Raw genomic sequence first — 13,666 nt, forward strand, 5'->3', positions numbered from 1 at the left:
CGCGGGCGCGCGAGGTCACGGGAGCCGCGCAGCCAGGGGTGGGGCCCCGACGCGCTTTGCTCGGCGGGGCGGCACGCCCCGCCATCCGTTCATTCGGCGTTGGCCAGAACCTTGTACAACGGCGCCAGATCGCGGAACACGCCCAGCAGGTCGCCCAGCGCGATGCTCCGCGCCTCCTCCTGCGTCCACGCGATCCCGAGGTCGAGGCCCGCGCCGCCGGGCGCGAGCGCCTCGCCCATCTCCAGCCAGAACGCGGTCGAGTGGGCCGGGGCGAGCTCGGGCAACTCCTCGTGGTTCCAGTCCAGGAACTCGCGGAGCTTCCGGAACGGCTTCCCCTTGCGCGCCAGGTTGGTGGCCTCGCGCTCGAGCGCGCGCTGCATGCCGGTGCGCCGCGGCGAGTCGCCCCGCACGCCCACCCGGGCGTGCAGGTGCTCGCGGGTCATGACCACGGCGAGGAAGGCGAGCCCACGGTAGCCCTTCGGGCTGTCGGAGAAGGCGACCAGCACCTCCTCGGGCGCGGCGTTGCGGCGGCGCGGCAGCTTCCCCGGGTGGACGAACAGCTCCTTGCCGGCGACGCGCGCGAGGCCCGAGCTGCACTGGGCGCCCAGGGCGAGGAGCTTCGGCTGGAGCTCCTCCTCGAGGGCCCGGGCGCGCTCGTCGGGATCGCCGAGCTCGAACAGCGCGAAGTCGGGTGGACCGAGTCCCAGCCCTGCCATCAGCACGCTCCCGCGCTCCCGGGGGAACCGCCAGTTTAGCACATTGACTGGCCGGGCGGGCTCTGCGACGTTCTCGCGCGATGCAGAAGGATCAGCGGCTCCTCGATCTCGCGGCGCTCCTCCTCAAGGCCGCCGAGCCGGTCTCCTGGCGCGAGATCCAGGAGCAGTTCCCCGAGGACTACGGCGGCAAGGGCGAGGCCGCGATCCGCAAGTTCGAGCGCGACAAGGCCGACCTGCTCGAGCTCGGGATCCCGGTGCGCTACGCGAGCGGCGACGAGGATCTCCCCGCCGGCTACCTCATCGACCGGGACGAGTTCTACCTGCCGGACCTGAAGCTCCCTCCCGAGGACCTGGCGCTCCTGTACCTGGCCGGCTCCGCCGCGCTCGCCACCGGCACCTTCCCGTACGCTCGCGATCTCGCCCACGCGCTCAACAAGCTGTCGTTCGCGGCGCGGGCGCCGGGTGCCTCCGAGGCGGCCGCGTTCGCCGCCCGCCGGCTGGGCGAGGGCGACGGCCCCGGGCCGGCGGTCGGGCCCATCGTGGAGGAGCTGTCGCGCGCCATCGCGCTGAAGAAGCGCGTGCACCTCGCCTACCTCGGCGCCGAGCGCCGCGAGCAGACCGAGCGCGACGTGGACCCGTACGGCCTGTTCCAGCGCGGCGGGGCCTGGTTCCTGGTGGGCTGGTGCCACCTGCGCCGCGACCTGCGCACGTTCCACGTGTCCCGGATCGAGTCGCTGACGGTGAACCCGTCCGCGCGGCGCACCCCCGACTTCCAGCCGCGCAAGGACTTCTCGCTCGCCGATCACGCCACCCGCGAGGCCTGGGAGTACTCGGTCCACGCGCCGGTGCGGTGCAAGGTGCGGCTCGAGCCGCCGGTCTCGGCCGAGGTGCTCGCCTCGTTCGGCGCTCGCGCCCGCGTGCGGGAGGACGGCGCGGCCACGCTGGTGGAGGTGGACGCCACCAACGGCGAGGGGCTGCTGCGCCACGTGCTCGCGCTGGGCGACGGGGCCGAGCTCCTCGCGCCGAAGGCGCTGCGCGACCGCGCGCGGGCGGTGCTCGAGCAGCTCGCGGAGGAGCTGGCGTGAGCGCCGCCGGGTCGCGGCGCCGTCCCGCCGGGGCGCGGGCGAAGGCGCCCACGAAGGCGGCGGCCGCCAAGGCGCCGCCGGCGGCGAAGCCGGCCCGCGGTGCCGCGCGCGCCGCCCCCCGTCCCTCCGCCCGCGCGCCCGCCGCGCCGAAGAAGGCCGACCCGCGCGACCGGCTCCGCCGCGTGCTGTTCCTCGTGCCCTACGCGGTCCGCCACCCGGGCATCCCGGTGCGCGACCTGGCGCGGCGCTGCGGCTGCACCGAGAAGGAGCTGCTCGAGGACCTCGACTTCCTGCTCGAGGTCGGCTCGCCCCCGTTCGCCCCCGACGACTTCCTCGACCTCTACGTCGAGGGCGACCGCGTCTACGTGGCGCTGCACCAGAGCTTCTCGCGCCCGCCGCGGTTCACCGAGAGCGAAGCCGCCGCGCTCGCCGCGGCCGCGGCCGCGCTGGGCGGCGAGGGGCGCGAGCGCGCCGTGAAGGCGCTCCGCGACTCGGTCCCCCGCGACCGGCGCGCCAGCTTCGACGAGCTGGTGGAGCGCATCTACGCCGGCGCCCCCCCGGCGCGGGACTCGGTGCTGGGCCGGCTCCAGCGCGCCATCGCCGAGCGGCGCGCGGTGCGCCTCGCCTACCACTCCGCCTCGCGCGACGCCGAGACCGACCGGACCGTGCGCCCGTACACGCTCGCGCAGCGCTTCGGCCACTGGTACCTGTACGGGCACGACGCCGAGCGGGGGAAGGCGCTCGCCTTCCGCCTCGACCGGATCCGGGAGTGCACCTTGCTGCCGGAGCGCTTCGAGCCGCCCACCGAGGCCGAGCTGGCCAGGGCCCGCCTGTTCTCCGAGGCGGCCGGCGAGCCCGTGCGGATCCGGCTCGGCGCGCAGGCGGCGCCCTGGGCGGTGTCGCGTCCCGGCATCTCGCTGGTGGAGCGGACGCCGGGCGGCGGGGCCGTGGTGGAGGTGGCCGGCGCCGGGAACGACTGGGCCACCCGGTTCGCGCTCTCGCTGGGTGGCGGCGCCGAGGTGGTCGCGCCGGCCGCCGCGCGCCGCGCGTTCGCCGAGACGGTGCGTCGCACGCTGGCGCGCTACCGCTGACGCGCCGGGTGCGTCCGGCACGCACCGTGCGGGGTGGGGCCGCTGTCCCGGGAACGAATGACCCAGGGTCGCGCGACGGCCCTGGGATCCCTCCGGAAAACACGGGCCGGCGCCCGGCACGCGGCACGCAACGCGCCAACGGCAGGGGGCTGGAGGACGCCGTGGCGCAGGTTCTCATCGTGGACGACACCGACATCGTGCGGCGCGCCATCGAGCTGGCGCTCCGCCGGATGGGACACGTCGCGGTGTCGACCTGCGACGCCGCCGAGGCGCTCGTCCTCGCGCGGCGGAACCCGCCCGACCTCGCGCTGCTCGACTTCCGCATGCCCGGCATGGACGGCGCCACCCTGTTCCAGGAGCTGCGCGCCGCGCTCGGCGAGCGGTGCCCGCGGGTGCTGTTCGTGTCGGCGTCGCCGCCCGACGAGGTGGCGCGCGAGGTGGAGCGGATCGCGCCGGCGGCCGGGTACGTGCGGAAGCCCTTCCACCTCGACGATCTGGTCCGCGCCGTGGCCGAGGCGCTCGAGCCCGCCGGACCGACGCGACCCGCGCTGGCGGAAGGTGCGCCGTAGGCGCGACCCGCGTCACCGCCTCCGCGTCCACTCCAGGTAGAGGTCGGCGAGCGCCGCGACGTCCTGGTCCCCGCGGCCGGCCTCGGTCGCGGCGGCCATCAGCTCGCGGACCGCCTCGCTGACCGGGACCTGCGCGCCCAGCTCGGCCGCGGCCTCCTGCGCGAGGCGCTGGTCCTTCTCCGCGAGCGCGATGCGGAACCGCGGCGCCCAGTCCTTCTTCTGCACCAGCTCGCCCTTCATGAGGTAGAGCGGCGAGTGGAAGGCGGACGCCTGCAGCACCTCCACCAGGCGCGACGGCTCGACGCCGCCCGCGGAGGCGAGCGCCACCGCCTCGCCGAACGCGGTCATCATCGCGCCGCCGACCGCGTTCACGCACAGCTTCATCAGCGCGGCCTGCGCCGGGTCGTCAAGCTCGAACAGCCGGGCCGAGATCGCGTGGAGCGCCGGGCGGAGCCGCTCGCGGGCCGGACCGGGGCCGCCCGCCACCAGCACGACCTGCGCCTGCTCCGCGGCCGTCTTCGAGCCGAGCACCGGGCAGGCGACGAAGCGCGCGCCCCGCGCGTCCGCGCGGGCGGCGACCGCGCGGGCGGAGGTGACGCCCGCGGTGGTGAGGTCCACCAGCACGTCGCCCTCGCGCAGCCCGGCGAGCACGCCGTCGGGCCCGTCGAGGACCGCGTCGAGCGCGCGCTCGTCGGACACGCAGGTGAACACCGCGTCCCTGCCGCTCGCGCACTCGCGCGGCGTGGCGGCGCGCTTCGCGCCCCTGGACACGAGGTGATCCGCCCGGGCCGGCGTGCGGTTCCAGACCGCGAGCTCGTGGCCAGCGCGGCGCAGGTTGTTGGCGATGGGCTCGCCCATCGTCCCGAGGCCGATGAAGCCGATCCGCAAGCGCATCCGGGATCTCTAGATCAATCGAACGGCCCCGGCCAGCGCGGCGGAGCGCCGCGCGGGCGCGCCCCGCGGCCGTGCGGGAGGCCGGCGAAAAGCCCTCTGGCGCGTCGCGGCGTTCTCTGCGAGGCTTCCTCGTCCTCTCGGCGGGGACGTCACGCAGCGGAAGGTCCATCGACATGGCAGACGTCATCGTGGTCGGCGCGGGCATCAGCGGGCTCGCGTTCGCCTGGAAGGCCGGGCAGGCGGGCAAGCAGGTGCTGGTCCTGGAGCGCGACCGGCGCGTCGGCGGCTGCCTGCACTCCGAGCGGCGCCCCGACGGCTACTGGTTCGAGATGGGCGCGCACACCGTCTACAACAGCTACGGCGCGTTCCTGGACATCGCGGTGGGCGGCGGCGTGGCCGGAAAGATCGTCCAGCGCGGCCCGGCCCGCGCCAGCTTCGGGCTGCTGCGCGACGGGACCTATCGCTGGCTCACCCCGCCCAAGGTCCTGCTCCAGCTGAGCTGGCTCGAGGCCGCGGTGCACTTCCCCGCCGGCATCTTCCGCAAGAAGGAGGGGGAGACCGTCTACTCGTACTACTCGCGGCTGCTCGGCCGCGGGAACTACGACCGCGTCATCTCGCCGTTCTTCGCCGCGGTGCCGTCGCAGAAGGCGGACGGCTTCCCGCTGGAGGGCGCCGGCTCGCTGTTCAAGAAGCGGCCGCGGCGGGAGGAGTTCGTCCGCAGCTTCGGGTTCGACGGCGGCCTGCAGCTGGTGGCCGACGCGGCGGCCCGCTCGAAGGGCGTGACGGTGGAGACCGGGGTCGAGGTCCGCCGCGTGGCGCGCACCGCCGGCGGCTTCGCGGTGACCACCGCCGACGGGCGCACGCTGGAGGCGCCGCTGGTGGCGGTCGCGGCGCCGCCCGACGCGGCGGCGGCCATGCTCGAGCAGGACTTCCACGAGCTCGCCACCGGGATCCGCCGGGTCGGCACGGTCCGGGTGGACAGCATGGGCGTGGTCCTGCCGCGCGCCGAGTGCTGGATGCCGGAGTGCGCGTTCCTGGTGCCGGTGGACGACCTGTTCTTCTCGTGCGTGACGCGCGACCCGTTCCCGGACCCGCGGATGCGCGCCTTCGCGTTCCACTTCCGCGACGGGACCTCGCGCGAGCAGCGCCTGAAGCGCATGAGCGAGGTGCTGCGCGTGCCGGTGGAGCGGCTGGGGACGCCGGTGGAGCGGCGGACCACGCTGCCGTCGCCGGCGCTGGGGCACGCGGACATCGTGGCGGAGCTGGACCGCTGCCTGGCGGGCGGGAAGCTCGCCGTCACCGGCAACTACTTCGCCGGCCTCGCCATCGAGGACTGCGTGCTCCGCTCCAACGAGGAGTGGAAGCGGGTGGCGGGGTAGCGCCGAGCCCGGTCGAGCGCGCGCGGTCCCGGCCTCGTCAGCGCCGCGCGCCGTCGAGCGGCGTCGGGTCGAGCACCAGGCCGAACAGCCACGCGTCGAGCCGCTCCTCGAAGCGGATGTTGAGATAGTCGTACCCGACGTGGCGCCGCACGAAGAGGCCCATCACCATGCCCTTCGGGTTGCGGGGCAGGATGGCCACCTCCGCCGACAGGTCGCCGAACGGGCCGCGCGCCGCCCCCAGGTGCACGTTGCCCGAGAGCGTGGCCCGCAGGCTGCTGTCCAGGTGGACCGTGCCGAGCAGCGGGACGCGCCGCGTGCGACCGCGCAGCACCAGCGCCTCCCACTCGGCCAGGTACCGGGCGTTCACCGGCCCGAAGCGGCGGCGCATGCCCTGCGGCATGCACGCGCCGAGGCCGCAGGCGACCTCGTACTCGAGCCCGCCGCCCACCGTGAGCGCCGAGGTGAACGCGCCGGGCTGGTCGCCGGTGCGGAGCAGGCGCAGGTACGCGCCGCCGGCGACGAAGTTCGTGGTGAAGCTGCCGTCGTCGAGGTTGAGCGCGGTGGAGGGCGGGTCGGTGGCCGGGGCGCACTCCCAGTCGCCGTCGCCCGGGCGGCGGACGTGCTCGTCGAGCGAGCACCCGCGCTGCCCGTTGGAGCGGTGGCCGCCGCCCAGCTCCAGCACCGCCATCCGCATCCAGGGCTGCGGCGCCGAGGGCGCGGGGCGCGCACCGGCCGGATCGAGATGGAAGAGCTGCAGCTTCGCGTGCGGCTCGTAGGTGGGCGTGCGCACCGGCGCCGAGTCGCCGCGCGACACGCGCAGCGTGGCCAGGAACGAGGCCGAGAGCGCGCTGGCCCACCCGCCCCGCTCGAAGACGTCCGGGTCGTCGAGCCCGTTGTGCAGGAGCACGTGGAGGGCCGGCGCCGCCTCGAAGGACTGGCCGCTCGCCGTGGACGCGCCCACGTAGCTGCGCTCGAGCAGCATGGTGGGCTCGTCGGAGCGGGGCATGTGGGCGACGCAGCCGGACGTACCGGCGAGCAGCGCGGCCGCGACCAGGATGGCGGGCCGGGGGAGGGGGGGGCGGCGCATGCCGGCACAACCTACGACGGGTGCGTGCGGCGGCAAAGCACGAGTTCGGGCCGCGCAGCGGTCCGGCGGCTCATGGCGCCTCCCGTTCGCGTGGGGCCCGTCGCGAGGCACACGATGGCGTCGCCGAGCCGGGCACACGAGGACCGAGCAGCGCAGGCGTGCCCCTGGGCACGTCGAGCAGCGCAGGGACGAGTCTGCCCGGCGCAGGCAGCCAGCGTGCGCCGCAGCAGGGCTCCACGTGAATGGGCGGCGCTGTCAGTGGGTCCGCTCGCCGCCCTCGCCGGCCAGCGCGGAGGGGGTGCCGAGCAGCTCCGCCAGCCGCGCCGCGAGCCGCCGCGGGCGCAGCTCGCCGGCGGGCGCGACGAAGATGGTGTCGTCGCCGGCGATGGTGCCGAGCACCTCCGGCGGCTGGGCCAGGTCGATGGCGCGCGCGATGGCGGGCGCGCTGCCGGGGTGGGTGCGGATGACCACCATGGACGCGTTCGCGGCGATGCTGCTCACCAGGCCGCGCAGCGCGGCCAGGCCGCCGTCGGCGCCGTCGGCGCCCAGCTCGTACACCGCGCCCTCCGGCCCGGAGACGCGGCGCGCGCCCAGCCGGGCGAGGTCGCGCGAGAGCGTCGCCTGGGTGGCGCGGAAGCCGGCCCGCTCCAGCGCGGCGAGCAGCTCCTCCTGCGTCCCGATGCGGCGGGCGCGGATGATGCGGGCGACGGCGTCGCGGCGGCGGTCGGCGGAGGTCATTCGGCGGTGAGGAGCGAGCCCACCCCGCGGTCGGTGAAGAGCTCGGCGATGACGGTGTGCGGCTGCCGGCCGTCGAGGACGTGCACCCGGCCCACCCCGCCGCGGAGCGCGGTCTGGATGGCCCAGGCCTTCCACTTCATCCCGCCGGTGATGGCGCCCGCCTGGATGCGGCGGTCGAGGTCGGCGAGCGTGAGCTGGCGGACCAGCTGCCCGTCGGGCGCCGACTCCAGCACCCCGGCGACGTCGGTCAGGTAGATGAGCTTCGGCGCCCCGAGCGCCACCGCGATGGCCGCGGCGACGTCGTCGGCGTTGATCGACAGGCCGGTGCCGTCGTCGGTGAGGCCGATGGGCGAGATCACCGGGACGTAGCCGCCGTCCAGGAACATGCGCAGGAACTGGGTGTTCACCTGCACCACCTCGCCCACGTAGCCGAGGTCGCGGCCGGACTCGTGCACCGCCTTGCGCGCCCGGAGCAGCTGCCCGTCCTTGCCGGACAGGCCCACCGCGCCGGCGCTGCGCGCGTTGAGCAGCGCCACCAGCTCCTGGTTCACCTTGCCGGTGAGCACCATCTCCACCACCGGCAGGCTCTGCGCGTCGGTGATGCGCATGCCGTCCACGAACTCGCTGCGCTCGCCCAGCTTCTCGAGCGTGCGGGTGATCTCCGGCGCGCCGCCGTGCACCACCACCGGCTTCAGCCCGACCTTCTTCAGCAGCGTCACGTCCTCGGCGAACGCGGCCTTCAGGCTGTCCTTCACCATGGCGGCGCCGCCGTACTTGATGACCGCCACCTGCCCGGAGAACGCGGCGATGTACTTCAGCGCCTCGGCGAGCAGGGTCCGCTTGAACGCCGGGCTGTAGTTGGAGACGCGGTCGTCCTTGCCGACGCCGCCGTCGGGCCGCTGCACGATGAGCGAGGTGTAGTCGGCGTTGATCTTGACGTAGTCGTAGGAGAGATCGCAGCCCCAGGCCACCGCGCGCGCGGTCCCGTCGGCGAGCTCGACCAGCACGTCGATGCGGCTGTCGCGCATGCGCGTCCGGAGCCCCTCGCGATCCAGCTCGACCGGCGCGCCGCCCTCGAACACCGTCACGCCCTGCAGCACCACCCGCGCCCGGTACGGGTCGATGGGGTAGTTCATGGCGCCGGCGCGCGCGCCCACCGTGGCGAGCACGCGGCCCCAGTTCGGATCGGCCCCGAACAGCGCCGCCTTCACCAGCGGCGAGGAGGCGACGGCGCGGGCGCAGTCGCGTGCCGCCTCGTCCGACGGGGCGCCGGACACCACCACCTCCACCAGCTTGGTGGCGCCCTCGCCGTCGGCCGCCATGGCGCGGGCCATCTCCTCCAGCAGGTCGGTGAGCGCGGTCTCCAGGCGATCCAGGTCCGGCCCCGGGTCGGAGATGCGCGGGTTGCCGGCCAGCCCGTTCGCGAGCGCGTAGACCGTGTCGTTGGTGGACATCTCGCCGTCCACCGTCACCATGTGCAGCGTCCGCTCCACCGCCCGTGCCAGCGCGTCCTGCAGCGCGCGCGGCGTCACCGCCGCGTCGGTGACGAGCAGGCAGATCGTGGTCGCGAGCTGCGGCGCGAGCATGCCCGAGCCCTTGCAGATCGCGGTCACGATGGCGGTCTTCCCGCCCAGCGTCACCTCGCGCGCGGCCATCTTCGGCCGCGTGTCGGTGGTCATGATCGCCTCGGCGGCGAGATCCGGGTGGTCGCCGAGCTGGTCCACCAGCGCCGGCAGCGCGGTGACCACCTTCATGGCGGGCAGCCGCGCGCCGATGACGCCGGTGGACGCGGTGAGCACCGCGCGCTTCTGGAGCCCGAGCGCGTCGGCCACCGCGGCGCGGATCACGGTGACGTCGTCGAGGCCGGCCGGGCCGGTGAGCGCGTTCGCGTTCCCGGAGTTCACCACGATGGCGCGGATGCCCTCGGCCGGCACGCGCGTGCGCGCGTCGATGACCGGCGCGGCGGCGGCGCGGTTGATGGTGAACAGGCCGGCCGCGGCGGCCGGGTGGTCGGAGACGACGAGCGCGAGGTCGCGGCGCTGCGGCTTCAGCCCGCACGCCACCCCGCCGAACCGGAAGCCCTTCGGGATCCTCACCGCTAGCCTCCCAGCAGGTCGAGGCCGGCCGTCTCCGGCCAGCCCAGCGCGGCGTTCATGGACTGCACGGCCTGCCCCGCGGCGCCCTTCACCAGGTTGTCGATGGCGGAGACCGCCACCAGGGCGCCGGCGCGCGCGTCCAGCGCCGCGCCCACGTGGCAGCGGTTCGTGTGCACCACGTCCTTCACCGCCACCTTGTCGGGCGCGCGCACCGAGACGAACGGCTCGTCGCCGTAGGCCCGCTCCAGCGCCGCGGCCACGTCGGCCTGCGTCGCGCCGGGGGCGGGGCGCAGGACCGCGGTGGCGAGGATGCCGCGGCGGATGGGCACGAGCACCGGGGAGAAGGAGATGGGGCCGCACGCGCCGGCGTGGCGCGCCACGGTCTGCTCGATCTCCGGGACGTGCTGGTGGCGGCCCAGCCGGTAGGCGCGCAGGTCGTCGGAGACCTCGACGAAGCTGTAGTCCTCGCTCGACTTGCGGCCGGCGCCGGACACGCCGGAGAGGCCGGTCACCGCGATGCCGTCCGGCGAGGCCACGCCGCTGCGCACCAGCGGCGCGAGCGCCAGCGCGATCGTCGTGGCGTAGCAGCCCGGGTTCGTGACCAGCCGCGCGCCGGCCAGCGCCTCGCGGCCCAGCTCCGGGCAGCCGTAGCGCGCCTCGGCGAGCAGCTCCGGGGCGGGGTGGGTGAAGCCGTACCAGGCCGGATAGGCGGCGGGGTCGGTGAGCCGGAACGCGCCGGAGAGATCCACCACCAGCTTCGCCCCGCGCGCGAGCAGCCGCGGCACGAGGTCGGCCGAGACCTCGGCCGGCGTGGCGAGGAACACCACGTCCGCGTCGGCCGCCTCGCCCTCGGCGAGCGGCAGGTACGCGAGCGAGGCGGCGGGGCCGGGCAGCGGCAGGCGCGCGCCGGCGCGCTCGCCGCTCCAGCGGTCGGAGTAGATCGCGGTGAGGCGCGCGTGCGGGTGGCGCGCCAGCAGGCGGGTGAGCTCGAGGCCGGAGTAACCGGACGCGCCGATCACCGCGGCCGAATGGCTATGCATGGGGATGCATAAATATGCAGTCGGCCCGCGATGTCAATACGCGCCGGGCCGGGCCCGCGGCCGCGCCGGGCGATCAGGGCGCGGGCGGGCACGGGAGCGGGCCGGATCGGCGCCTGGAGGCGAAAAAAAGACCGGCGGGCTTTCGCCCGCCGGTCAGTGCCCAGGAGAGGATTCGAACCTCCACGGTTTTGAGGCCGCCAGACCCTGAATCTGGTGCGTCTACCAGTTCCGCCACCTGGGCGAAGGGGCCTCCTCTCTAGCCGGGGGTGGCCGGGGTGTCAACTAGTACGGGGCCTGCGGCCCCGCCCCACGGAGCGGAGCTCCGCGGGGCCCGACCCTGCCCCGCGGGTCCCGTGACCTCGCGCGCCCGCGTGCGCGGGCTCGCGCGAGGTCCCCGCGGGCGCGGGGAGCGTGGGAAGCGGGACGGGGCGGCTCCGCGCGGACGCGGCTGCGCGCGAGGCTGGAGCGGGCCTTCGGGGCTGCGGCAAGCGACGGGCGCGGAATCGCTTCGCTCGCGGAGCGTTCCCGAACCCGGAGCGGCCGTCTAGAATCCGCCGACTCCGGAGGGATCACCATGCTCGCCACCGTCGCCGCGCTCCACCTCGTCCTCGCCGCCCCGGGCCCCGTGCTCGCCCAGGCGAACCCCGGCGACGCGCCGTTCGGCGGCAACCCGCCGCTGCCCGAGAAGGGGAAGCGCAGCCCGGCGCCGCCGCCCGGCGCGATGCTCCCCGCGCCGCCGCCGCCGGCCCAGGACGCGCCCCCCGGCGCGCCCACCGACGCCGCGCCGCCGGAGGCCCGGCCCGCGCCGGCCCCCGCGCCCGCGCGTCCGCCGCCCGCCCGCGCCGAGCCTGCGCCGGCGCCGGCCGCCCCCGCCTCGTACGGCGCCGCCCGGGCCCCGCTCCGGTCGCTCCTCTCCGCCGAGCCGCTCGGCGGCGGCTCCGCCGTCGAGGTCGAGGCGGGCTGGCCCTCGCTCGGCGCGATGTACGGCCAGGGCCTCACCCGGATCGACGACCTGGGCGCGCTCGCCTCGCTGGACTGGGCCAAGACCGAGCTCCGCCTCGGCGGCTGGTACCGCCGTGGCCTGGGGCGCTCGAGCGGCCTCGACGTGGCCGCCCGCCTCGCCGTGGCCTGGTACGCGAACTTCGGCGGCACCTGGATCGACTCGAAGAACCACACCGACCGGGGGCTCGAGGTCGCGCCCGGGCTCGCGCTCTCGCGGCGCGCCGGCGGCGGGGTCGCGTCGGCGCTGGGCGAGCTGCCCCTCGTGTTCACCGTCCGGCACGACGCCGGCCTGCTGTTCCTGCCGCGGGTCACCTTCGCGTACGAGGCGCCGTTCTACGGCGACTTCACGCTGGGGGCCCGCGCCGGGTTGGGCGTGCGCGCCGGTGCGGGCGACGCGCCGCTGAAGGAGACGCGGGGCGAGCTGACGTTCCTGATCGTCGGAGGCTTCCGGGCGTTCTGATCGTGACGAGGGCTGCGCCCTCGCGCCGGGCTGCTACCAGCGCGAGGCGCAGGCCATCGCGACCGGCTCGCCCTGCACCGCGGCGGGCTTCGCCGGCGACGGCTGGCCCTCGCAGGCGCGGTCCACGGCGCGGAGCTTCTGCACCATCTCGCCGGCGGAGATGGCGCCCATCACGCGGTCCGGCACCTCGCGACCGCGCGGGTCGATGAAGATCACGGTGGGCATGCCCACCACGCCGTACTTCTCGGCGAGCGCGTTGAACGCGTCCGAGCCGTCGGTGCCGTCGAGCTTCAGCGCCACGAACCGGGCGGCCTCGTCCTGCACCTCCGGCTTCGCCCAGGCGATCTTGTCCAGCTCCTTGCAGGCGGTGCACCAGTCGGCCCAGAAGTCGATGATGACCGGCCGGCCCTCGGCCTTGGCGAGCGCGAGCGCCTCCGCCTCGGAGTGGAGCCACGAGAAGCCCGCGTGCGCGCGCGCCCGCTCGCGGGCGCCGGCCGCGCCGGCCGCGTAGGCGATCCCGCCCACCAGGAGCGCGACGCCGAGCCCCTTCGCGAGCCGCTGCCGCGCGGGCGCGTGGAAGCTCCCGGAGAGCGCGCCGGCCAGCACGCCGAGCGCCGCCGCGGCGGCCGCCGCGAACGCCGCGCCGCGGGCCGCCGAGAACAGCGGCTTCAGCGCGGGGAACGCGTCCTTCAGGAAGATGAGCGCGGCCGCGAGCAGCGCCACGCCGAACACCGACTTCACCGTCTCCATCCACGCCCCGCTCTTCGGGAGCGAGATGGAGAACGCGCCGATGAGGAAGAACAGCAGCCCCATGCCGAGCGCGTACGCGAACATGATGCCGAAGCCGAACGCGACCGAGCCCTTGGCCGCCACGAAGGTGAGCGCGGCGGCGAGCACCGGCCCGGTGCAGGGCGCGGCGATGATCCCGGAGACGAGCCCCATCGCGAAGGCGCCGGCGCGGCCCGCGCCGCCCACGCCGTTCAGGCGGGCCTGCATCGAGGCCGGGAGCTGCAGCTCGAACGCGCCGAACATCGAGGCCGCCATGGCGGCGAGCACGAGCGCCACGAACCCGATCACCCACGGGTTCTGCATCACGCTGCCGAACGCCTTGCCGGTGAGCGCCGCACCCACCCCGAGGGCGGAGTACATCGCGGCGATGCCGAGGACGTAGAGCGCCGACACCGCCATCGCCTCGCCGCGGGAGCCCGCCTTGCGGGCGCCGAAGATCGAGACGGTGATCGGGATGAGCGGGTACACGCACGGCGTGAGGCTGGTCGCCACGCCGCCGGCGAACGCGACCGCGAACGCCAGCACGGACCCCTCCGCCAGCAGTGCGCCGAGGCGCAGATCGCTCGACCCCCCAGCGGGTCCGAGACCGATCAGGTCTGGGATCCACGCCACGGCGGCGAAGGTGAGGGCAGCGAGGAGGGTGCGGATGGCGAAGCGCATGCGAATGGCCTTGCAGATCTAAGAAAAAAAGTCCTGTCGCGCCCGATAGTTTGGTAGAGG

At 75.5% G+C, this 13,666-nt stretch carries 12 protein-coding genes and 1 tRNA gene; 5 read left to right on the forward strand and 8 right to left on the reverse strand.

The window, feature by feature from the left end; genetic code table 11:
- Positions 1 to 89: 89 nt before the first annotated feature.
- The gene (locus A2CP1_RS03020) at positions 90 to 716 is read right to left on the reverse strand and encodes a DUF1054 family protein (RefSeq protein ID WP_012632010.1); all 627 of its coding nucleotides are present in this window, start codon (positions 714 to 716) and stop codon (positions 90 to 92) included.
- An 80-nt stretch (positions 717 to 796) separates the two neighbouring features.
- Here A2CP1_RS03020 and A2CP1_RS03025 point away from each other — a divergent pair, with 80 nt between their 5' ends.
- The 3 genes from A2CP1_RS03025 (at position 797) to A2CP1_RS03035 (ending at position 3,461) form a co-directional block, all read left to right on the forward strand.
- Entirely contained in the window at positions 797 to 1,801 is a 1,005-nt protein-coding gene (locus A2CP1_RS03025; RefSeq protein ID WP_012632011.1) for a helix-turn-helix transcriptional regulator, read from the forward strand.
- Complete coding sequence (locus tag A2CP1_RS03030) at positions 1,798 to 2,892, forward strand: helix-turn-helix transcriptional regulator (RefSeq protein WP_012632012.1); 1,095 nt, start codon at positions 1,798 to 1,800, stop codon at positions 2,890 to 2,892. The genes A2CP1_RS03025 and A2CP1_RS03030 overlap by 4 nt, the downstream gene beginning before the upstream one ends.
- Positions 2,893 to 3,053: 161 nt before the next feature.
- Positions 3,054 to 3,461, forward strand: coding sequence for a response regulator (locus A2CP1_RS03035; protein WP_012632013.1), 408 nt, complete (start codon positions 3,054 to 3,056; stop codon positions 3,459 to 3,461).
- Positions 3,462 to 3,473: 12 nt separating this feature from the next.
- Here the strand turns inward: A2CP1_RS03035 and A2CP1_RS03040 are convergent, their stop codons facing one another.
- Complete coding sequence (locus tag A2CP1_RS03040) at positions 3,474 to 4,355, reverse strand: NAD(P)-dependent oxidoreductase (protein WP_012632014.1); 882 nt, start codon at positions 4,353 to 4,355, stop codon at positions 3,474 to 3,476.
- 173 nt (positions 4,356 to 4,528) lie between these two features.
- Between A2CP1_RS03040 and A2CP1_RS03045 the strand changes: the two genes are divergently transcribed.
- A complete protein-coding gene (locus tag A2CP1_RS03045) occupies positions 4,529 to 5,734 on the forward strand; it encodes a protoporphyrinogen/coproporphyrinogen oxidase (RefSeq protein WP_012524690.1) in 1,206 nt (401 codons plus the stop codon).
- A gap of 37 nt (positions 5,735 to 5,771) precedes the next feature.
- Here A2CP1_RS03045 and A2CP1_RS03050 read toward each other — a convergent pair whose 3' ends face one another.
- The 5 genes from A2CP1_RS03050 to A2CP1_RS03070 all read right to left on the reverse strand — a co-directional run bounded on the left by A2CP1_RS03050 (position 5,772) and on the right by A2CP1_RS03070 (position 10,936).
- Positions 5,772 to 6,821 (reverse strand): hypothetical protein, encoded by a 1,050-nt coding sequence (locus tag A2CP1_RS03050; protein ID WP_012632015.1) that lies wholly within the window; start codon positions 6,819 to 6,821, stop codon positions 5,772 to 5,774.
- Between the two features lie 255 nt (positions 6,822 to 7,076).
- Entirely contained in the window at positions 7,077 to 7,559 is a 483-nt protein-coding gene (locus A2CP1_RS03055) for an arginine repressor (protein WP_012632016.1), read from the reverse strand.
- Complete coding sequence (argJ, locus tag A2CP1_RS03060; protein WP_012632017.1) at positions 7,556 to 9,655, reverse strand: bifunctional glutamate N-acetyltransferase/amino-acid acetyltransferase ArgJ; 2,100 nt, start codon at positions 9,653 to 9,655, stop codon at positions 7,556 to 7,558. Before argJ ends, A2CP1_RS03055 begins: the two co-directional genes overlap by 4 nt.
- Before the next feature lie 2 nt (positions 9,656 to 9,657).
- Positions 9,658 to 10,695, reverse strand: a complete 1,038-nt coding sequence (gene argC, locus A2CP1_RS03065) for an N-acetyl-gamma-glutamyl-phosphate reductase (RefSeq protein ID WP_012632018.1) — start codon at positions 10,693 to 10,695, stop codon at positions 9,658 to 9,660.
- A 157-nt stretch (positions 10,696 to 10,852) separates the two neighbouring features.
- Positions 10,853 to 10,936 (reverse strand) — tRNA-Leu (locus A2CP1_RS03070).
- 333 nt (positions 10,937 to 11,269) lie between these two features.
- Here A2CP1_RS03070 and A2CP1_RS03075 point away from each other — a divergent pair.
- Positions 11,270 to 12,157, forward strand: coding sequence for a hypothetical protein (locus A2CP1_RS03075; protein WP_012632019.1), 888 nt, complete (start codon positions 11,270 to 11,272; stop codon positions 12,155 to 12,157).
- A 33-nt stretch (positions 12,158 to 12,190) separates the two neighbouring features.
- On the opposite strand, the gene A2CP1_RS03080 is transcribed toward A2CP1_RS03075, so the two are convergent.
- Positions 12,191 to 13,471 (reverse strand): protein-disulfide reductase DsbD family protein, encoded by a 1,281-nt coding sequence (locus A2CP1_RS03080; protein ID WP_245529969.1) that lies wholly within the window; start codon positions 13,469 to 13,471, stop codon positions 12,191 to 12,193.
- Between the last annotated feature and the right edge of the window lie 195 nt (positions 13,472 to 13,666).

This window comes from Anaeromyxobacter dehalogenans 2CP-1, from assembly GCF_000022145.1.
Lineage (GTDB): Bacteria > Myxococcota > Myxococcia > Myxococcales > Anaeromyxobacteraceae > Anaeromyxobacter > Anaeromyxobacter dehalogenans.

Excerpts from the sequence above, each read along its gene's own strand:
- A2CP1_RS03020 (WP_012632010.1), bottom strand. The coding sequence starts at position 716 with ATGGCAGGGCTGGGACTCGGTCCACCCGACTTCGCGCTGTTCGAGCTC.
- A2CP1_RS03025 (WP_012632011.1), top strand. The coding sequence starts at position 797 with ATGCAGAAGGATCAGCGGCTCCTCGATCTCGCGGCGCTCCTCCTCAAG.
- A2CP1_RS03040 (WP_012632014.1), bottom strand. The coding sequence starts at position 4,355 with ATGCGCTTGCGGATCGGCTTCATCGGCCTCGGGACGATGGGCGAGCCC.
- A2CP1_RS03045 (WP_012524690.1), top strand. The coding sequence starts at position 4,529 with ATGGCAGACGTCATCGTGGTCGGCGCGGGCATCAGCGGGCTCGCGTTC.
- A2CP1_RS03050 (WP_012632015.1), bottom strand. The coding sequence starts at position 6,821 with ATGCGCCGCCCCCCCCTCCCCCGGCCCGCCATCCTGGTCGCGGCCGCG.
- A2CP1_RS03055 (WP_012632016.1), bottom strand. The coding sequence starts at position 7,559 with ATGACCTCCGCCGACCGCCGCCGCGACGCCGTCGCCCGCATCATCCGC.
- argC (WP_012632018.1), bottom strand. The coding sequence starts at position 10,695 with ATGCATAGCCATTCGGCCGCGGTGATCGGCGCGTCCGGTTACTCCGGC.
- A2CP1_RS03075 (WP_012632019.1), top strand. The coding sequence starts at position 11,270 with ATGCTCGCCACCGTCGCCGCGCTCCACCTCGTCCTCGCCGCCCCGGGC.